20 protein-coding genes and 1 pseudogene are annotated in these 20,060 nt (G+C 61.9%); 17 read left to right on the top strand and 4 right to left on the bottom strand.

Annotated features, from left to right (window positions below):
* Positions 1-65 precede the first annotated feature (65 nt).
* From I8N66_RS00130 to ribB, 3 genes are all read left to right on the top strand, one after another.
* On the top strand, positions 66-3,239 hold the full coding sequence (locus I8N66_RS00130; protein WP_291148193.1) for an EAL domain-containing protein: 3,174 nt from the start codon (positions 66-68) through the stop codon (positions 3,237-3,239).
* Between the two features lie 112 nt (positions 3,240-3,351).
* On the top strand, positions 3,352-4,449 hold the full coding sequence (aroC, locus tag I8N66_RS00125; protein ID WP_291148190.1) for a chorismate synthase: 1,098 nt from the start codon (positions 3,352-3,354) through the stop codon (positions 4,447-4,449).
* 45 nt (positions 4,450-4,494) lie between these two features.
* Positions 4,495-5,595, top strand: a complete 1,101-nt coding sequence (gene ribB, locus I8N66_RS00120) for a 3,4-dihydroxy-2-butanone-4-phosphate synthase (protein ID WP_113537987.1) — start codon at positions 4,495-4,497, stop codon at positions 5,593-5,595.
* A 109-nt stretch (positions 5,596-5,704) separates the two neighbouring features.
* Here the strand turns inward: ribB and I8N66_RS00115 are convergent, their stop codons facing one another.
* Positions 5,705-6,235, bottom strand: coding sequence for an invasion associated locus B family protein (locus I8N66_RS00115; protein WP_113537986.1), 531 nt, complete (start codon positions 6,233-6,235; stop codon positions 5,705-5,707).
* 366 nt (positions 6,236-6,601) lie between these two features.
* On the opposite strand from I8N66_RS00115, the gene coxB reads away from it, so the two are divergent.
* From coxB to rnhA, 13 genes and pseudogenes are all read left to right on the top strand, one after another.
* Positions 6,602-7,483, top strand: coding sequence for a cytochrome c oxidase subunit II (coxB, locus tag I8N66_RS00110; protein WP_113537985.1), 882 nt, complete (start codon positions 6,602-6,604; stop codon positions 7,481-7,483).
* A gap of 21 nt (positions 7,484-7,504) precedes the next feature.
* A complete protein-coding gene (gene ctaD, locus I8N66_RS00105; RefSeq protein ID WP_291148184.1) occupies positions 7,505-9,193 on the top strand; it encodes a cytochrome c oxidase subunit I in 1,689 nt (562 codons plus the stop codon).
* Positions 9,194-9,291: 98 nt separating this feature from the next.
* A complete protein-coding gene (locus I8N66_RS00100; protein WP_291148181.1) occupies positions 9,292-10,248 on the top strand; it encodes a heme o synthase in 957 nt (318 codons plus the stop codon).
* Positions 10,248-10,388: a hypothetical protein gene (locus I8N66_RS00095; RefSeq protein WP_113537983.1), complete on the top strand. Its 141-nt coding sequence runs from the start codon at positions 10,248-10,250 to the stop codon at positions 10,386-10,388. The genes I8N66_RS00100 and I8N66_RS00095 overlap by 1 nt, the downstream gene beginning before the upstream one ends.
* An 11-nt stretch (positions 10,389-10,399) precedes the next feature.
* Positions 10,400-10,993, top strand: coding sequence for a cytochrome c oxidase assembly protein (locus I8N66_RS00090; RefSeq protein WP_113537982.1), 594 nt, complete (start codon positions 10,400-10,402; stop codon positions 10,991-10,993).
* 64 nt (positions 10,994-11,057) lie between these two features.
* Positions 11,058-11,936 (top strand): cytochrome c oxidase subunit 3, encoded by an 879-nt coding sequence (locus tag I8N66_RS00085; protein WP_291148176.1) that lies wholly within the window; start codon positions 11,058-11,060, stop codon positions 11,934-11,936.
* A gap of 101 nt (positions 11,937-12,037) precedes the next feature.
* Entirely contained in the window at positions 12,038-12,526 is a 489-nt protein-coding gene (locus tag I8N66_RS00080) for a L,D-transpeptidase family protein (protein ID WP_291148173.1), read from the top strand.
* Positions 12,523-12,906 carry a DUF983 domain-containing protein gene (locus I8N66_RS00075; RefSeq protein WP_291148170.1) on the top strand — a complete coding sequence of 128 codons (384 nt, stop codon included), beginning with the start codon at positions 12,523-12,525 and terminating at the stop codon, positions 12,904-12,906. Before I8N66_RS00080 ends, I8N66_RS00075 begins: the two co-directional genes overlap by 4 nt.
* A complete protein-coding gene (locus I8N66_RS00070; RefSeq protein ID WP_291148168.1) occupies positions 12,875-13,639 on the top strand; it encodes an SURF1 family protein in 765 nt (254 codons plus the stop codon). The genes I8N66_RS00075 and I8N66_RS00070 overlap by 32 nt, the downstream gene beginning before the upstream one ends.
* Positions 13,640-13,725: 86 nt before the next feature.
* Positions 13,726-14,031: pseudogene (locus tag I8N66_RS00065) on the top strand (DUF1304 domain-containing protein).
* A 3-nt stretch (positions 14,032-14,034) separates the two neighbouring features.
* A complete protein-coding gene (ispH, locus tag I8N66_RS00060) occupies positions 14,035-15,045 on the top strand; it encodes a 4-hydroxy-3-methylbut-2-enyl diphosphate reductase (protein WP_113537977.1) in 1,011 nt (336 codons plus the stop codon).
* Between the two features lie 39 nt (positions 15,046-15,084).
* A complete protein-coding gene (locus tag I8N66_RS00055) occupies positions 15,085-16,065 on the top strand; it encodes a homoserine kinase (protein ID WP_291148166.1) in 981 nt (326 codons plus the stop codon).
* Positions 16,062-16,529, top strand: coding sequence for a ribonuclease HI (gene rnhA / locus I8N66_RS00050; RefSeq protein WP_113537975.1), 468 nt, complete (start codon positions 16,062-16,064; stop codon positions 16,527-16,529). The genes I8N66_RS00055 and rnhA overlap by 4 nt, the downstream gene beginning before the upstream one ends.
* A 47-nt stretch (positions 16,530-16,576) precedes the next feature.
* On the opposite strand, the gene I8N66_RS00045 is transcribed toward rnhA, so the two are convergent.
* Together I8N66_RS00045 and I8N66_RS00040 are read right to left on the bottom strand one after the other, a co-directional pair.
* Positions 16,577-17,062: a peroxiredoxin gene (locus I8N66_RS00045; protein ID WP_057250664.1), complete on the bottom strand. Its 486-nt coding sequence runs from the start codon at positions 17,060-17,062 to the stop codon at positions 16,577-16,579.
* Positions 17,063-17,136: 74 nt separating this feature from the next.
* Entirely contained in the window at positions 17,137-17,979 is an 843-nt protein-coding gene (locus tag I8N66_RS00040) for a protein-disulfide reductase DsbD domain-containing protein (RefSeq protein ID WP_291148155.1), read from the bottom strand.
* A 169-nt stretch (positions 17,980-18,148) separates the two neighbouring features.
* Between I8N66_RS00040 and I8N66_RS00035 the strand changes: the two genes are divergently transcribed.
* Positions 18,149-18,754, top strand: coding sequence for a YqgE/AlgH family protein (locus tag I8N66_RS00035; protein WP_113538085.1), 606 nt, complete (start codon positions 18,149-18,151; stop codon positions 18,752-18,754).
* Positions 18,755-18,862: 108 nt separating this feature from the next.
* Here I8N66_RS00035 and I8N66_RS00030 read toward each other — a convergent pair.
* Positions 18,863-20,060, bottom strand: a 1,198-nt coding sequence (locus I8N66_RS00030; RefSeq protein WP_291148152.1) for a bifunctional diguanylate cyclase/phosphodiesterase, incomplete at its 5' end; no start/stop codon positions are given.

The raw sequence follows: 20,060 nt of genomic DNA, 5'->3' as shown, positions 1-20,060 counted from the left end.
ATTTGTGACGAAAGCCAATCTTAAGACTCGCTCGCTACCTTTGGTTGGGGATCGAGGGGAAAAGATTGAAGATCATCGACGTTCTGCGCCAGCGCATTCGGGCGGCAGCCAGATTTGCGAAACCGTCGCTCATACCAGCGGCGATCGCCGGCCTCGTCGTGTTTGCCGGCGGCTATATCTATGAGCGGCAGAATCTCGAAAACTTCCAGAACGACCTCCGGATCGACGTCGAGAACGAACTGAACCTCATCGCCAATCGGTTGCAATCGGAGGTCAATACCAACATTGCGGCGCTGAACGGATTCGCCAACAGTATCGGCGTGCACCCGGCGATGACGGCTGACGATTTTACCGTCATGGCAACGAAGCTTCTTCTGCAGAACCCACAGATGGTTCGCGCTTCGGCGGCGCCTGCCGGCGTGGTATGGATCGCCTTTCCGCGTGAAAGCCAGCAATGGTTCGTCGGCACCGATTTCAACAGGTTCGGCGCGACGAGGCACGCCATCGAGCGTGCATCGTCGACGGTGAGGCCGGTGATGATCGGCCCCATTCGCCTGCCGAGTGGCCGCAACGGCTTCGAGCTTTTCCTGCCGGTCTTCTCCAAGATCCAGGGGCGGATGGAGCGCTGGGGCTACGTCGAGGCCATCATTGACGAGAATGCGCTTTACCGCGCCGCGCGTCTTTTGGAGGCAGGCACCGAAGCGCCGGACCTGACGAAGGATCATCGCCACGTCGATGTCCAACTCGCGATCAGGGACATCTCAGAAGAGGAGCGGATCCAGGATGCGTTCTTCGGTGAGGACGCGCTTTTTCGCAAGGCTACGGTGACACGCCGGCTGGATCTGGCGGGTGGCGCATGGGAACTCGCGGCCATGCCGGTTGGCGGCTGGGAGCAGCTTCCTAAAAACATCGAGAGCATTCGCCTCGCGATCGCCGCCGCTGTCGCCATCGTGGTGATCCCGATCCTTCTGACCGGCGGGCTTTTCAACGAGCGGCAGCGCAATATCGCCAAGCTGAAAGCGCGGGAAGGGGAGGTGATGACGCTGTCTCACCGGCTGAACCTCGCGCTCGACGCATCCAAGATCGGCATCTGGGAGATCGACGTCGAAACGCAGCAGCGCTCGTGGGACGATCGCATGTTCCACCTGCATGGGCTCGAGGCTCATCTGGAGGAGCCAACCTACGAGGAGTGGCGTGCGACCGTTCATCCCGATGACATAGGCATCGCCGCCAACGCGCTGTTCCGCAGCCTGGACGACGGACTGGAATACCGCTCGCAATATCGGGTTGTCCTGCCAGGCGGTGCCGTGCGCCATATTCGCAACGTCGGATCGAGCCATCGCGGCGCCGACGGTCGCGCAAAGGTGACCGGCATTAGCTGGGATGTCACCGACGATGTTATGAAGACCGAGCGGCTGACGGCGGCCAAGGCACAAGTCGACCAGCAGAACCTCGAGCTCGAGCAGGCGCTGAAGGGACTATACGAGCGCGAGCAGGATCTGGAGCTGCTCTCGCGCCGCCTCGACCTGGCGCTCGATTCCTATCGCTGCGGTATGTGGGAGGCGGACCTCGACAACGACGTCGCCTATTGGGACGAGCGCATGCACCAGCTTTACGGTCTGGTCTACTCGGATGGAGCCACGAACGAAGAAATCTGGCTCACAACGCTTCATCCCGATGACCGTTCGCCAGCGCTGGACGCGGTCAACCGCGCCATTGCAGCGGACGAGACCTACGTACACCAGGCACGTGTGGTTCTGCCCGCCGGCGGCGTCCGCCACATCCGCTCTGTCGGCAAGCTGCACGTGGCGCCGGATGGTGCCCGCAAGTTCGTCGGCATGGCGCTCGACGTCACCGAAGACGTGCTCATGACCGAGCAGTTGCGGGCGGCCAAAGCCATGGCGGACGCGAAGAACGCCGAGCTGGAACAGGCGCGGGTGCGAATCGAACACAACGCCCTGCACGATCCCCTCACCGGTCTCGGAAACCGCCGCATGCTTGACAAGGCGTTGGAGCGGCTGGCGAGGGCCGGCGATCACGAGGATATCGCCATCCTCCACATCGATCTCGACCGTTTCAAGCAGATCAATGACACGCTCGGCCACGCAGCCGGTGACGCCATGCTGATCCACGCCTCCGAAATCCTCCGGGCGAATACGTCGCCGGGCGATATCATCGCCCGCATCGGCGGCGACGAGTTCGTGGTCGCCGTCACCGGTGCACCGGGCGAGGGGGCGCTGGCGGCGCGCTGTGACCGGATCATCGCCGCTATGCGACAGCCGGTCGATTACAACGGCTTTCCCTGCCGCTTCGGGGTCAGCATCGGCGTTGCCGTCGGCCGTGGCGCAGAGATCGACGCGCGCAAGTTGCTTATCAATGCCGATATCGCGCTCTATCGCGCCAAGGAGGCAGGCCGTAATCGCTATCAGTTCTTCACCCAGGTGCTGCAGGCCGAAGTGGTGACCGCCAAGCGGATCGCCGACGAGATCCTCGAGGGCATCGAGAGGGACGAGTTCGAGCCCTGGTATCAGCCGCAATTTGATGCCACGACGCTTGCGCTCTGCGGGGTGGAGGCGCTGGTGCGCTGGAACCACCCACGTGAGGGCGTCCTCACGCCGGATCGCTTTCTCGGTATCGCCGAGGAGTTGAATGTTACGGCCGCACTCGATCGCCTCGTGCTCGAGAAGTCGCTGATCGACCACATGCGCTGGGCGGCCGCTGGCCTAAGGGTCCCCAAGATCTCGGTCAATGTTTCGGCGAAACGGCTTCAGGACGACGACCTGTTGTCCTCGCTCGAAGGCTTGAGCATCGCGCCCGGCCAGATCTGTTTCGAATTGGTGGAGTCGATCTTCCTCGACGAGAGCGACGATATCGTCGCCACCAACATCGAGGGCATCAAGAAGCTCGGCATCGATATCGAACTCGACGATTTCGGCACCGGACATACCTCGATCGTCAGCCTGCTGAAGATCAAGCCGAAACGGCTGAAGATCGACCGCCAGCTCGTCGTTCCGGTGCTGAGCGCCCGGCGCGAGCAGGCGCTGGTACGCTCGATCATCGAGATCGCCCGCTCGCTGAACATCGAGACCGTGGCCGAAGGCGTCGAGACGATGGCGCATGCGGAGATGCTCGGCATCCTCGGCTGCGACGTCCTGCAGGGCTATGCCTTCTCCCGGCCGTTGAGCGCGGAGAAGTTTCTCGCCTTTGCGACCGATCGCGGCCTGCGCCTGGCATCGTGACGAAGCGACGGCGGCAGGCGCAAAAGTCTTTCCCCGTCCCCGGCTTTCCACTAAGAGAGGGCATCCGCGTACGAAACGTACGACATTGCTTGCTTAAGGTCCGGTAGCCTTCATGTCGCATAACACTTTCGGTCATCTCTTCCGCGTCACCACCTGGGGCGAAAGCCACGGGCCGGCGCTTGGCTGCGTGGTGGACGGTTGCCCGCCCGGCCTTCGCTTCACCCTTGCCGAACTCCAGGCCTGGCTCGACAAGCGCAAGCCCGGACAGTCGCGTTTCGTGACGCAGCGCCGCGAGGACGATCTCGTCAAGGTCCTTTCGGGCGTGATGTTCGACGAGGACGGCGAGACGATGATCTCGACCGGCACGCCGATCTCCATGCTGATCGAGAACACCGACCAGCGCTCGAAGGACTATTCCGAGATCGCCAAGCGTTACCGCCCGGGTCACGCCGATTACACTTACGATCTGAAATACGGCATTCGCGACTATCGCGGCGGCGGACGTTCGTCGGCGCGCGAGACTGCCGCGCGCGTTGCCGCTGGCGGCATTGCCCGCAAGGTCGTTCCGGGCCTTGTGGTGCGCGGGGCGCTCGTCCAGATCGGCAAGCACAAGATCAACCGGGCCAACTGGGATTGGGCCGAGGTCAACAACAATCCCTTCTTCGCTCCGGATCCGGAGATCGTGCCGGTGTGGGAAGAATATCTCGACGGCATCCGCAAGGCAGGCTCTTCGGTCGGCGCGGTGGTCGAAGTGGTCGCCGAGGGCGTGCCCGCCGGCATCGGCGCGCCGATCTATGCCAAGCTCGATCAGGACATCGCCTCCAACCTGATGTCGATCAACGCCGTCAAGGGCGTCGAGATCGGCAACGGCTTCGGCGCGGCCGAGATCACCGGCGAGGAGAATGCCGACGAGATGCGCATCGGCGCCGACGGCAAGCCAGTCTTCCTCTCCAATCACGCTGGCGGTATTCTCGGTGGCATCGCCACCGGCGAGCCGGTGATCGCGCGTTTCGCCATCAAGCCGACCTCGTCGATCCTCACCGAGCGCCGCTCGGTCGACAGCGACGGAAACGAAGTCGATGTCGGCACCATGGGCCGCCACGACCCCTGTGTCGGCATCCGCGCGGTGCCGATCGGCGAAGCGATGCTTGCCTGCACCATCGCCGATCACTACCTGCGTGACCGCGGCCAGACCGGCCGTCTCAAGTAATTTGGGTCCGAGCAATTCGGCCTAGCGCAAATCGGGAAGAGCACCATGTCCTATGATCAGAAGCGTGTCGTCGATGCCATCCGCGCCTTCGAAGCCGGCGAAATCGTCGTCGTAACCGATGACGACGGCCGCGAGAACGAAGGCGACCTGATCGTCGCCGCGGTGCATTGCACGCCGGAAAAGATGGCCTTCATCGTGCGCCATACCTCGGGCATCGTCTGTACGCCGATGCCGCGCGAGGAGGCAAAACGCCTCAACCTCAACGCCATGGTCGCGGAAAACGATTCCGCCCATACGACGGCCTTTACCGTCTCGGTCGATTTCAAGCACGGCACGACGACGGGCATCTCCGCCGACGACCGCACGCTGACGGTGCGCAACCTCGCCAATCCCAATGTCGGGCCGACGGACTTCGTCCGCCCGGGCCACATCTTCCCGCTGGTCGCGCGCGAAGGCGGCGTTCTCATGCGCTCCGGTCACACGGAAGCCGCCGTCGACCTCTGCAAGCTCGCAAGCCTGCCGCCGATCGGTGTGATCTGCGAACTCGTCAACGACGACGGTACTGTCATGCGTGGACCCCAGGTCGCAAGCTTTGCCGAGACCCACGGCCTGAAGCAGGTTTCTGTCGCCGACCTCATCGCCTATCGCCAGCGCAAGGAAACGCTGATCGAACACGGCGGCTCCTTCGATATCGAAACGCCCTATGGTCCGGCCAAGGGGCATTCCTATTCGCTACCCTGGGATCCGATGCAGCATCTCGCCGTCGTCTTCGGCGACATCCGCGACGGCGTCGATATTCCGGTTCGCCTGCATCTCGAAAATGTCGGTGCCGACGTCTTCGGCAAGGACTGCCAGATCGATCGCATCATGAAGCGCATCGCCGAAGAGGGCAGGGGGGTGATCGTCTACCTGCGCGAAGGGTCGGTTGGTGTCGGCGTGTCGCAGACCGCCCGCAAAGGCAAGCACGAACGCGAAGCGCATGACGAGGCGCAGGCCCGCGAGAACGAGTGGCTGGAAATCGGCCTCGGCGCGCAGATCCTGAAAGACCTCGGGATCAGCTCGATCCGGCTGCTGGCTTCGCGGGAGCGGCACTATGTCGGCCTTGAAGGTTTCGGCATCAAGATCGCCGGAACCGATATCATCTGAGAACGCAAAGCCCGGACAGTCGATCCGGGCTTTCCTCTTCCGGGTTGGTACTGGGCCATTAAAAAAGCCGCGCTTTGGGCGCGGCTTTTCGTTGGAAATCGCAGTCCGGTCAGGGCAGCGCGTCGTAGCCTTCGCCGAAGCCCTTGAGGTCGACGGGGATGCCGATGCCTTCTTCCGGCGACTGGAAGACGATGAAGGTCGCCGTTGCGCCGGAGCGGAAGGTCTTCAGCAGCTCGTCCTCGAGCACGACCTCGGCGTAGCAACCGTCGGAGAAGCAGCGCACGAAATAGGCGCGGCCGATATCCTTGCCGTCGACGTTGAGGCCGAGGCCGTTCGGCAGCAGTACGCCGAGCGGGGCGAGCACGCGCAGGATCTTCGCCTTGCGATCCGCCGTCTTCAGCACGACGACCGAGAGGCCGACTTCCGGCCGGTCTTCGGCAATGACGTTCTGCATCAGCGCGCACTGGTCGCTGGATGCGCCCGCCGGCTGATCGCAAACGATCGACCACGCACCGTGATTTGACTTGACCGTGCCGGGTGCTCCGGCGGGTTGCTGGGCCAGGCTCTGAACGGGGAGTGCGAGAACGGCAAGGCCGAAGGCGGCGTAGGCCGACAGTCGCGAAAAGAGGGGCAGGCCCATGTAAACCTCAAAACGTCGAATCATCAGGGCTATTCTTGAAGCGCGTGGGAATAAATGAAAAGCCCTGCGGGGCACATTCCAGCGTCATATGGCGGAAATTGGGCGCGTTAAACACCCTATCCTGTGTGTTGCCGGGCGAGCCGCATGCAATCACACTGCTGGAGGCGGAGAAGACGTCATATAAGTCGATTCGCGACGGCTTCTAAGGGGTGCCTGTGTGAAAAGATGCGTTTGTGCAAAAATGCCGCATGGGGTTGATTGGTCAGATGTTGCGGCATCGGACAAACTGTGGTTTGAAGCGCAGCAGTATCGCAGGGATTCTGCGTTCCGGTTTGATCCTGATCAAGCGCATTGGGGAGACACATTGTGAAAAACAAGGCTTATGCAGTTCTGGCAGCGCTTGCCTGTCTGCTTTTTGCTTCGAGCGCCTTTGCTGACAAGCCTGTCGAGTGGCAGACGAACTTTCAGCAGGCCGCTACGGGCATCATGGAAGAAATCACGTGGTTTGAACATTATACCCTGTGGTTCATCATTCCGATCACCCTCTTCGTTCTCCTCCTGCTGGTCATCGTCGTGGTCAAGTTCCGCGAGAGCGCCAACCCGGTCCCCTCCAAGACCAGCCACAACACCGCGATCGAAGTCGTCTGGACCGTCGGTCCGGTTGTCGTGCTTCTGTTCCTCGCTATTCCGTCTTTCCAGCTTCTGACCGCGCAGCTTACGCCGCCGGCCAATCCGGACCTGACGCTCAAGGCGACCGGCAACCAGTGGTACTGGTCCTATGAATATGAAGTCGGCGAAAGCCCGCTCTCCTTCGACAGCATCCTGATGAAGGAAGGCGATCGCGCCGCCCTCGGTAAGGAAGACAAGAAGGAATATCCGCGCCTGCTCGCCGTCGATAACGAAGTTGTCATTCCGGTCGGCAAGACGGTTCGCGTCCTCGTCACCGCTGCCGACGTGATCCATGCCTTCGCAATGCCTGCCTTCGGCGTGAAGATCGATGCCGTTCCCGGTCGCCTCAACGAAACCTGGTTCAAGGCTGACCGCGAAGGTCTCTACTATGGCCAGTGTTCCGAGCTCTGCGGTAAGGACCACGCTTACATGCCGATAGCGATCCGCGTGGTTTCGCAGGAAAAATACGACACCTGGCTCGCAGCCGCCGCCACCAATCTCGGCGATGCGAACAAGGCGCTCATGGCGTCCATCGATGCGGCCAAGACCGTCGATGTCGCCGCTAACGCCGCACAGTAATTCGGAAGGGGAGCTCGACCCATGGCTGGAACAGCCGTTCATCAAGATCAACGCCATGATCACTCCGATCATGGCCACGCAGACCACGCGCACAAGCCTCTGAGCTTCTTCCAGCGCTGGTTCCTGTCGACCAACCACAAGGACATCGGCACGCTGTACCTGATCTTCGCGATTTTCGCGGGCATCATCGGCGGCACGCTTTCGGTGTTCATGCGCGCCGAACTGCAGGAACCTGGCATCCAGATCTTCCACGGTCTGGCGCAGATGGTCTACGGTTTCGAAGGTGATGCTGCCATCGACGGCGGCAAGCACATGTTCAACGTGTTCACGACCGCTCACGCGCTCATCATGATCTTCTTCATGGTGATGCCGGCGCTGATCGGCGGCTTCGCCAACTGGATGGTGCCGATCATGATCGGCGCGCCGGACATGGCGTTCCCGCGCATGAACAACATCTCCTTCTGGCTGATCATCCCGGCATTCCTGCTGGTACTGCTTTCGATGTTCGTGGAGGTACCTGCCGGCTCCTATGGTGCAGTCGGGGGGTGGACGATTTATCCACCATTCTCGACAGCGGGCATGCCCGGGCCGGCCATGGACTTCGTGATCCTCGGTCTGCACATCGCCGGCGCATCCTCGATCCTCGGTGCGATCAACTTCATCACCACGATCCTGAACATGCGCGCTCCGGGCATGACGCTGCACAAGATGCCGCTCTTTGCCTGGTCGGTTCTGATCACCGCCTTCCTGCTCCTGCTCTCGCTGCCGGTTCTGGCAGGCGGCATCACCATGCTGCTTACCGACCGCAACTTCGGCACGGCCTTCTTTGCGCCGGCAGGCGGCGGCGACCCGATCCTGTTCCAGCACCTGTTCTGGTTCTTCGGTCACCCGGAAGTGTACATCCTGATTCTGCCGGGCTTCGGCATCGTCAGCCACATCGTTTCCACTTTCTCGCGCAAGCCGATCTTCGGTTACCTCGGCATGGCCTACGCCATGGTCGCGATCGGCGCCGTCGGCTTCATCGTGTGGGCGCACCACATGTACACCGTCGGCATGTCGCTCGACACGCAGCGCTACTTCGTCTTCGCGACGATGGTCATCGCTGTTCCGACGGGCGTTAAGATCTTCTCGTGGATCGCGACGATGTGGGGCGGTTCGATCCGCTTCACGACCCCGATGGTCTGGGCGATCGGCTTCATCTTCCTGTTCACCGTCGGTGGCGTCACGGGCGTTCAGCTCGCCAATGCCGGCCTCGACCGCTCGCTGCACGACACTTACTACGTGGTTGCTCACTTCCACTACGTTCTGTCGCTCGGCGCCGTGTTCGCGATCTTCGCGGCCTGGTACTACTGGTTCCCGAAGATGACCGGCTACATGTACTCCGAGTTCGTCGGAAAGCTGCACTTCTGGGTCATGTTCATTGGCGTGAACCTGATCTTCTTCCCGCAGCACTTCCTCGGCCTCGCCGGCATGCCGCGCCGCTACATCGACTATCCGGATGCCTATGCCGGCTGGAACATGGTTTCGTCCTACGGCTCCTACATCGCAGCCGTCGGTGTGCTGATCTTCCTCTTCGGCGTCTTCGAAGCCTTCGCCAAGAAGCGCGTCGCAGGCGACAACCCGTGGGGCGAGGGCGCGAACACTCTGGAATGGCAGCTGTCTTCGCCGCCGCCGTTCCACCAGTGGGAACAACTCCCGCGCATCAAGTGACGGGCAACGAACAGAAGCCGCCGGTTCCGGCGGCTTCACCCCGCCGCGAAACCGGCGATACACGGCCATTGCGGCCGGGACTTGCACAGGGACACGACATGACGGTCATCGACAATCACGAAGCAGTCGGCATGGAAGGCGTTGCACGCCTGTCCGAAGCCTCTGCACGCGATTATTTCGAGCTTCTGAAGCCGCGTGTCATGTCACTCGTCGTCTTTACGGCGCTCGCTGGGCTGGTGCTTGCGCCGGGCCATATCAATCCCTTCATCGGTTTCATCGCCATTCTCTGCATTGCCGTCGGCGCAGGTGCGTCCGGCGCGCTGAACATGTGGTATGACGCCGACATCGACGCGGTCATGACCCGTACCGCCAAGCGCCCGATCCCGGCCGGCAAGATCCTGCCGCAGGAAGCGCTGGCTTTCGGGCTGACGCTTTCCGCCTTTTCCGTGATCATCCTCGGGCTCGCCGTCAATTGGCTCGCAGCCGGGTTGCTCGCCTTCACCATCTTCTTCTACGTGGTCATCTACACGATGTGGCTGAAGCGCTCGACGCCGCAGAACATCGTCATCGGCGGTGCCGCCGGTGCTTTCCCGCCGATGATCGGCTGGGCCTGCGTCACCGGCGCCGTATCGATCGAGAGCATCGTTCTCTTCCTGATCACCTTCCTGTGGACACCGGCGCATTTCTGGGCGCTTGCCCTCTTCAAGATGGGCGATTACGGCGCCGTCGGCGTGCCGATGATGCCGAACGTCTGCGGCCAGGCGACCACCAAGAAGCAGATCGTCATCTATGCCGTGCTGACTGCGCTCATCGGTATCTGTCCCACCTTGCTCGGTTTCGCGAGCATCGGTTACGGCGCCGTCGCAACGGGTCTCGGTCTGGGCTTCGTCTGGTATTCGATCGGCGTGCTGCGCATGCCGGAAGCGGATGAGCGCATGGTGCCGGCCAAGAAGCTGTTCGCATTCTCGATCATGTATCTGTTCGTGATCTTTTCCGCCCTGATGGCGGATCACCTGATCGTCAATATCTGGCTGAATGCCGGGAGTATTGCCTGATGGAAACCGTCAAGCTCACTGAAGCCCAGAAGAAGTCACGCCGCGGTCGCAACATCGCGCTCGGCTTCGTCCTCGCAGGGCTCGTCGTCCTGTTCTACATCGTCACGCTGATCAAGTTCGGCAACGGCATGGTCAACTGAGGCGGGATGGCATGACGAATTCACCGGAAACCACGCCCAAGCAGCGCTCGAACCGCGTCGTCGTCGGCACCTGCCTCGCCTTCGTCGCCGGCATGGTCGGCATGGCCTATGCGGCCGTGCCACTCTACGACATGTTTTGCCGGGTCACCGGTTATAACGGCACCACGCAGCGCGTCGAGCAGGCTTCCGACGTCATCCTGGACGAAAAAGTGAAGGTCACCTTCGACGCGAACACCTCGGGCGGTCTGCCCTGGGAGTTCAAGCCGGTCCAGCGCGACATCGATATCCGCATCGGCGAGACCGTGCAGGTGATGTACCGGGCGAAGAATCTTTCGTCGAAGCCGACGACAGGCCAGGCGACCTTCAACGTCACGCCGATGCAGGCCGGTGCCTACTTCAACAAGGTACAGTGCTTCTGCTTCACCGAGACGACGCTGCAGCCGGGAGAGGAGATGGAGATGCCGGTGGTATTCTTCGTCGATCCGGACATGGTCAAGGCGGTGGAGACCAAGGACATCAAGACGTTGACGCTTTCCTACACCTTCTACCCGCGCGAACCGTCGAAACCGGTGGCGCAGGTGAAGACGGAAGAGAACAAACTTTGACTGGAGGTCCTTTTCGGCTATGCCGGAAGGGCGACAAGAGAGAGACATATCGGGGATTACTGACATGGCCGGTGCGCATCAGAAGAATCATGACTACCACATCATCGACCCGAGCCCCTGGCCGTTGCTTGCCTCGATCGGCGCCTTTGTCATGGCGTTTGGCGGCATTTGCTACATGCGCTACCTCGCGGGCAGCTCGCTGAAGATCTTCGGCCTCGAGCTTGCCAACGTCTGGATCCTGCTCGCCGGTCTCATCATCGTTCTCTACACCATGTTCGGCTGGTGGTCGGACACGGTGAAGGAAGCGCACGAGGGTCACCATACCCGCGTCGTGTCGCTGCACCTGCGCTACGGCATGATCATGTTCATCGCTTCGGAAGTGATGTTCTTCGTGGCCTGGTTCTGGGCCTTCTTCGATGCGAGCCTGTTCCCGGGTGAAGCCATCCAGGCAACACGCGCCTCCTTCACCGGCGGCGTCTGGCCGCCGAAGGGCATCGAAGTGCTCGACCCGTGGCACCTGCCGCTCTACAACACCGTCATTCTGCTGCTCTCGGGCACGACGGTTACTTGGGCACACCACGCGCTCTTGCACAACGACCGCAAGGGCCTGATCTCTGGCCTGTCGCTGACGGTTGCGCTCGGCGTGCTGTTCTCTTTCGTCCAGGGCTACGAATACGCCCACGCTCCGTTCGCCTTCAAGGACTCGATCTACGGCGCGACCTTCTTCATGGCGACCGGTTTCCACGGCTTCCACGTCCTGGTCGGCACGATCTTCCTGCTCGTCTGCCTCGTCCGTGCGCTCCGTGGCGACTTCACGCCGAAGCAGCACTTCGGTTTCGAAGCCGCAGCCTGGTACTGGCACTTCGTTGACGTTGTCTGGCTGTTCCTCTTCTTCTCCATCTACATCTGGGGCAGCTGGGGTGCGCCGATCGCTCACGGCTAATTTCGTGAGCCTGTAAGTCTTCGAACAAGGCGGTTGCAGCCATGCAGCCGCCTTGTTCTTTTGGTGGTCTGCGCCAAGGGAACACACCGGGGAGGCGCGCAATGCGGGTTGCATCGATTGCAGGCACGGCGGTTCTGGTCGGATGCGTTTCGGCCACGGCGGCCGATGTCGCCGATCGGGTCGTCGTTCACAAGGAAAGGCGGCTGTTGCAGCTCTTCCGCGGCGTCCAGATGATCCGCGAATACACGGTGGCGCTTGGCGGCAACCCCGTTGGCCACAAGCGGCAGGAGGGCGACGAGAGGACGCCGGAAGGGCTCTATTCTCTCGACTGGCGCAATCCAGGCAGCGGCTACTACAAGTCCATTCATGTCTCCTATCCGGCGCCGGCCGATGTCTCTGCCGCTGCCGCAAGCGGTGTCGATCCGGGCGGCATGATCATGATCCATGGTCAGCCCAATTATTTCGGTTGGCTGGCGTTTTTGACGCAGCGCTACGATTGGACGAACGGTTGCATTGCCGTTACCAATGCCGAAATGGAAGAAATCTGGGCAATGGTTCCCAACAACACGCCAATCGAGATCAAGCCGTGAGCGAAGACAAGGCACATTTCCCGCCGGTGGACCCGGTGATGACAGGGATCAAGGGACTTTGCCCGCGCTGTGGCCAGGGCAAGCTGTTCGACGGTTTCCTCAAGGTGAAGCCGACCTGTGCGAGCTGTGACCTGGACTATCGCTTTGCCGATTCCGGCGACGGCCCGGTGGTGTTCGTGATCCTGATCGTCGGCTTCGTCGTCGTCGGTGCGGCGCTGTGGGCGGAGGTCAATTTCAACCCGCCGCTCTGGCTGCATTTCATCTTGTGGATCCCGCTTGCGGTCATCCTCAGCCTTGGGCTGACACGGATGCTCAAGGGCGTTCTGATCAATCTGCAGTACCGCAACAATGCGCGCCCGGGCGAGATCGACCGTGGCTGAGATCGAAGTCAAGAAGCGCAGCCTTCTCGGACGCCTCGGCGCTTTCTTTTTGCTCGCCGTTGTCTTCGCCACCCTTGTTTCGCTCGGCACCTGGCAGATGCAGCGGCTGCATTGGAAGGAAGGCCTGCTGACCGCAATTCAGGAGCATCGGTCGGCGCCACCGGTGCCACTCGCCGACATCGAGAAGATGCTCGCCGAGGGCGGTGACATCGACTACCGCACCGTCACGGTGACCGGCAGATTCGACCACACCAAGGAGCGGCATTTCTTCGCCACGTTCAATGGCCGCACCGGCTATTACGTCTTCACGCCGCTCCGGTTGGACGACGACCGCTTTCTCTTCGTCAATCGCGGTTTCGTGCCTTTCGAGCAGAAGGATGCGTCGACCCGTCTTGCCGGTGAGCTTCCCGCCTTCGTCGGTGTCGTCGGCCTTGCACGGCCCAAGCTCACCGAAAAGCCATCGTCGCTCGTTCCGGACAATGATCTCGCCAAGAACATCTTCTACTGGAAGGACCTCGACACGATGGCATCATCGGTCGGCCTCCCCGCCGATAAGGTCGTGCCGCTGTTCGTCGATGCCGATGCGACGCCCAATCCCGGCGGCCTGCCGATTGGCGGTGTCACCCAGTTCGACCTGCCCAACAACCACCTGCAATATGCCCTGACCTGGTATGGTCTTGCGGCGGCACTGGTGCTGGTCAGCGGTCTTTACGCGCTACGTCGCGGGCGATAGCCCAGGCGACGGCACTGTGCCAACCCTGCCGGTAGCATGACGGCGAGGAACAAGGGTGGCGGTCTTCGCAAACGCCCTGCTTCCTCGTGTTGGAGATGCTCCTGCGGACCAGGCCCCAGAGGAGGGTTGTCTTCCGCATGACGCCGGAGCAGGCGGAGGCAACACGGGGGCTGGCGACAAACCAGGGGCTCTATAACGGCTTTCTTGCCGCTGGCCTGTTCTGGTAGCTGATCCAGTTGGAACCGTCCTTTGCCTTCGAGCTGAAGGTGTTCTTCCTTGTGTGCGTGGTCGTTGCCGCTATATATGGCGCTTGGTCGGTCATGCCGCGCATCCTCTTCATCCAGGGCGGCCCGGCGATCGCAGCGCTTGTTTTCCTTCTAGTGGCATTCTGATCCATGGCATCATCAGCGGCAGCAAAATCCCCGATCACCATTCGCCTCTGCGGTCCGCGCGGTTTCTGCGCCGGCGTCGACAGGGCCATCCAGATCGTCGTTCTGGCGCTGAAGGAGTTCGGCGCCCCGGTTTATGTCCGTCACGAGATCGTGCACAACCGCTATGTCGTCGAGGGACTCGAGGCCAAGGGCGCGATCTTCGTCGAGGAACTCGACGAGATCCCGCCGGAGCACCGCAAGCAGCCGGTCGTCTTTTCGGCCCACGGCGTGCCGAAATCCGTGCCCGCGGATGCCGACGCCCGCAATCTCTTCTATCTCGACGCCACCTGCCCGCTGGTCTCCAAGGTCCACAAGCAGGCAATGCGCCACAACCGCCTCGGTCGGCACGTCGTGCTGATCGGCCATGCCGGCCACCCGGAAGTGATCGGCACCATGGGACAGTTGCCCGAAGGCGCCGTGTCGCTGGTCGAAACGGTCGAGGATGCCGATGTGTACCAGCCGCCGGATCCGGACAATCTCGGTTTCGTCACCCAGACGACGCTCTCTGTCGATGACACCGCCGGCGTCATCAAGCGGCTGCACGAGCGCTTCCCGAACCTGACCGCGCCGGCTGCCGACTCGATCTGCTACGCCACCACAAACCGCCAGGAAGCGGTGAAGCAGGCAGCACCCGGCTGTGACCTGTTCCTCGTCGTCGGTGCGCCCAACTCATCCAATTCCAAGCGTCTGGTCGAAGTGGCGTTGCGAGCGGGCGCGAAGAAATCGGTGCTGGTACAGCGTGCGTCGGAAATAGACTGGGACGAGATGGGCGATATCGCAACGGTGGGCCTGTCGGCAGGCGCCTCGGCGCCTGAGGTGATTGTCAACGAGATCATCGAGGCCTTCCGCGAGCGTTACGATGCAAAGGTCGAACTTGCCGATACCGTCGAGGAAAACGAAAACTTCCTCGTCAATCGCGAGATCCGCCACGTGCCGCTGACCGCCGCCGACATGGCCTTCGTCAACGGCGAATAATCACATTCCTTGCCCGCATATTCTTGAGAGTGGAAAACCTTGGCAGTTTACACCGATATCACGGAAGACGATCTCTCCCGTTTTCTAACCGCCTATGACGTCGGCCAGCTGACCTCCTACAAGGGGATCGCCGAGGGCGTGGAGAACTCCAACTTCCTGCTGCACACGACCAAGGGTTCCTACATTCTCACGCTTTACGAAAAGCGGGTGAACGCCGGCGACCTGCCGTTCTTCCTGGGCTTGATGCATCACCTTGCCGAGCGAGGGCTGTCTTGCCCGCTGCCGCTGCCGCGGGCCGATGGCGAACTGCTTGGTGAGCTCTCGGGCCGCCCGGCCGCCGTCATCTCCTTCCTCGAGGGTATGTGGCTTCGCAAGCCCGAGGCAAAACACTGCCACGAGGTTGGCAGGGCGCTTGCCGCCATGCATCTCGCCGGTGAAGGCTTCGCGCTGAAGCGCGCCAACGCGCTCTCGGTCGGTGGCTGGCGGCCCCTCTGGGTCAATTCCGAGGCGCGCGCGGACGAGGTGCAGTCGGGTCTCAAGGACGAGATCTCGGCGGAACTCGAGCATCTGGAGCGCCATTGGCCGAAATCCCTGCCTGACGGAGTGATCCACGCCGATCTCTTCCCGGACAACGTCTTCTTCCTCGGCGACAAGTTGTCCGGCCTGATCGACTTCTATTTCGCCTGCAACGACTATCTTGCCTATGACGTCGCCGTCTGCCTGAACTCCTGGTGCTTCGAGAAGAATGGCTCTTACAACATCACCAAGGGCATGGCGATGCTTTCGGGCTACGAGAGCGTGCGCAGGCTGACGCCAGCCGATGTCGATGCGTTGCCGCTGCTCTGCCGCGGTTCGGCGTTGCGCTTCTTCCTGACGCGGCTCTACGATTGGCTGATGACGCCCGCTGGCGCGCTCGTGGTCAAGAAGGATCCGCTCGAATATCTGACGAAGATCCGCTTCCACCGCGCCATCGCTTCGAGCGCGGAATACGGCCTGAGACGCGAAGAGGGCCGGGCATGAAACATGTCGATATCTTTACCGACGGCGCCTGCTCCGGCAATCCGGGGCCGGGCGGGTGGGGCGCAGTGCTGCGCTACGGTGAGGTGGAAAAGGAACTCTCGGGCGGCGAGGCGGAAACGACCAACAACCGCATGGAACTTCTGGCAGCGATCTCGGCGCTCGACGCGCTGAAGAGCGCCTGCGAGGTCGATCTGCATACCGACAGCAAATATGTGATGGACGGTATCTCCAAGTGGATCCACGGCTGGAAGAAGAATGGCTGGAAAACCGCGGACAAGAAGCCGGTGAAGAACGGCGAGCTCTGGCAAAGGCTGGACGAAGCCAACCGTCGCCACAAGGTGACGTGGCATTGGGTCAAGGGCCACGCCGGCCATCCGGAAAACGAGCGCGCTGACGAACTCGCCCGCAAGGGTATGGAACCCTACAAGAAGGGGCGCCGTTCGGACTCTCTTCTCGTGAAATAAAAAAACGGGCCGTTGAGGCCCGTTTTTCATTTGCCCTACTTCTGCGCTCAGAGCTGCTCGAGCATGGCGGCAGCGCCCGAAACGGTCGCCTGTCCGGGGCTTTCTTCGAGATTGAGCGATTTCACGACGCCATCTTCCACCAGCATCGAATAACGCTTCGAGCGGACGCCGAGCGTTCCGGCCGACAGGTCGATGTCCATGCCGAGCGCCTTGGTGAAGGCGGCGTTCCAGTCGGAGAGGAAGTGGATCTTGCCCATGCCGCCGGACGCGGTTGCCCAGGCGCCCATCACATGCAGGTCATTGACCGAGACGACGGCGATATCGTCGATGCCGCGGGCGAGGATCGCGTCGCGGTTTTCGAGGTAGCCGGGCAGATGGTTGAGCGAGCAGGTGGGCGTGAAGGCGCCGGGAACGGCGAAAAGCACGACGCGCTTGCCCGCAAAGAGCTGATCGGTGGTGACCTCCACCGGACCGTCGGCGGTTTTTTCCTTGAAGGTTGCGGCTGGCAGTTTGTCTCCGACGGCAATGGTCACGGCACTCTCCTTGCGTTGCTTGCGTCCTTGCTTCTCCGCACGCGTCGGAGAACTCGGCGGACTATAGATATGGCCTAATCAAAGGCAAGGGTCGTCTCCATGCTGCGGCCCTTGGCGCGTATGGTAACAACGATCGGTTTGCCCTTGAGTTCCCTGTCTTTGCCGGAAAGGCGGACGGGAACGGCAGCGCCGAGGCTCGCCTCGCCCTCGACCGCGATCTCGGGCTTGCCGAAGGAAACCCCGGTGGGGCCGGCCAAAAACAGCTCCGGATGGTCCGCGCCGTCCGGCAGATGCACGGAAAGGCGCAGCAGGGCCTTTTCGGCATCATAGTGGCTCGCCGTGACGGCGAAGTCCTTGGAAGGCGCTTCCGGCAAAGCAGCGACGGCGTCTTCGATGCGCGCGCTATCGAGCGGATTGTCGAAGTCGCCCGCTTTCAGCGCCAGCGTCAGTTCGCCTTGGACCGGGATGCAGATGTCCTCGCAGATGCCGAGAAACACCGAGGCGCGAAGCGTGACGTCGCCCGTGCCTTGGACCCGCTTCAGTGCCAGCGGGAAAGCGACCGGCTTGTCGTAGCCGACATAGCGCACCACGCCATCGTCGAACGTCTTCGGTACCGGGAATCCGACCTTTTCGAGCACGACGCCGCTTGCAGGGTCGATCGTCACTTGCGGGGGAATGCCGCTTGCGCCCGGTTCACGCCAGTAGGTTTTCCAGCCGGCATTGAGCTTGACTTCGAGCGTTGCGGGGATCGTCCCATCTTGCCTGGGCTGCGCCGCGACGAGGCGGATCATGCCGCCGGGGGAGGTGACCCATTCGCTGGTGGCGGCCTCTGCGGCGGGGCCAAGAAAAAATCCGGCGACGAGGCTTGCCGCGCCAATCAACTGGGCCATGTTGTGGTGTGTGGGGCACTGGGTCATGCCGGAAGCAATATCGCTTTTGCCGGTGCGGCTCCAGACGCTCCAAAGAGAGCAACGATCATAATCACTTGATCGGACACGGCGAAGTGAACGCCGTGCGTGCAATATTTCCAGGCCGCGACGCAGAGGCGCTTTTCATTTCGCGGCGAATTGATAGGCTGTTCCCATGATGTCGACTCCGATGGCGCAAAAGAGACGGGAGCGAGGTTTCCTTGACGGTCAGTTCCTGATCGCCATGCCGGGAATGTTTGATGCCAATTTCGCCCGCACGGTCATCTTCATCTGCGCCCACTCGGGCGATGGCGCGATGGGCTTCGTGCTCAACCGGCCTCAGCAACTGACCTTTCCCGACGTGCTGCTTCACCTTGATATTCTTGATGAGGACGAGGCGATCCGGCTCCCGCAGATGACGCGGGATTTCCAGATTCAGGCCGGCGGTCCGGTCGAGACGGGCCGCGGCTTCGTGCTGCATTCCGACGACTATCTGAGCGATTCCAGCATCCCGGTCAGCGACGACATCTGCCTGACGGCAACGCTCGACATCGTCCGCGCCATATCGCGCGGCGAGGGGCCGGTGAGGGCGACCATGATGCTCGGCTACGCCGGCTGGGGCCCAGGCCAGCTCGAAGCGGAAATCACCCAGAATGGCTGGCTCACATGCCCGGCACGTGACGAACTGATCTTCGACAAGGCGCTGGACGATAAATACGACCGGGCCTTGGCGCTGATGGGCGTATCGGCCGCGATGCTGTCCGTGGATGCGGGCCACGCCTGATTGCCGGATTAGCCGCCGGCTCCATTCAGATCATTCACGCTGAAACAAAAAGCCCGTCGAGCGGTTGCCGACGGGCTCTGGTCGCTGCGCGGCGATATTAAACCGCGTTCACGCCCGCTTCATCAGGGGAAAGCGCTCCTTCAGCAGCCGCTGGATCGATTCCGAGCCGATTGGGGGACCAAAGAGGAAGCTCTGGCCGTAGTCGCAGCCCATCTGCGAGAGCTGGATCGCATCGTCCTCGGATTCGATGCCTTCGGCCACCACCTGCATATCGAGCTCGCGCGCCATGGTGATGACCGAACGCAGCAGGATGCCGCGCTTGTCGCTCGGGTCGCGCACCAGCGCCTTGTCGATCTTGATCGTGTCGAAGGGGAAGCGGGTGAGGTAGGAAAGCGACGAATGGCCCGTGCCGAAGTCGTCGAGTGCCAGCTTCAGACCGGCTTCCTTCAGCTTTTCAAGCACGAGGCGGGCCTGCTCGGGATTTTCCATCACGAGCGATTCCGTCAGTTCCATCTTCACCTTGCCCGGATCGCAGCGGTTCTTGGTGAGGATCGCGCGAACGTCGTCATAGAGCTCGTTGTTGAGCAACTGCGCGCTCGACAAGTTGATCGAGACGAAGATCGGCAGGTCGCCGGTCTGCAGCTGCCATTCCGTCAGGTCGCTCGTCGCCTTGTCGAAAGCGAACATGCCGAGCTGGTTGATGAGGTCGGAATTCTCGGCGATCGGAATGAACTCGGTCGGCGAGATGTTGCCGCGCTTCGGATGGTCCCAGCGCATCAGCGCCTCGAAGCCGGCGATCTCCGCGTCGTTCAACCGTACGATCGGCTGATACACCAGCGAAAGCTCCTTGCGCTCGATCGCCTTCTTGAGATCTGCTTCGAGCTGAAGCCTGTCCGATCCGGAGGTCCGGAAAGCAGGGCGGAACGGCTCGACACGGTTGCCGCCTTCCTTCTTCGCCCGGAACATGGCGAGCTCGGCGTCGTCAAGCAGGCCGGCGGCGCTTTGCTCCTGATCGAGCCAGGAGACGAGACCGATCGATGCCGTCAGGTTGATTTCACGGTTGCCGTAGTTGAGCGGCACCATGATCGCCTTGCTCACCGCGTCGGCGAAATCTGCGACCTTGGCGGGGTCACGCTCGGACATCAGGATCAGGCCGAACTGGTCGCCACCGAGGCGGGCAAGCGTGTCCTGTGGGCGCAGCAGCCGGCGCAGCCGCCGCGTCAGCGCGATGAGGATGTTGTCGCCGGCGGCAATGCCCAGGAGATCGTTGACCTGCTTGTAGCGGTCGATGTCGATCGCAAGCACC

The organism is Ensifer sp. SSB1 (genome assembly GCF_016652895.1).
In the GTDB taxonomy this organism is placed as follows: Bacteria; Pseudomonadota; Alphaproteobacteria; order Rhizobiales; family Rhizobiaceae; genus Ensifer.
This window is presented reverse-complemented; position numbering and strand designations above follow the sequence as displayed.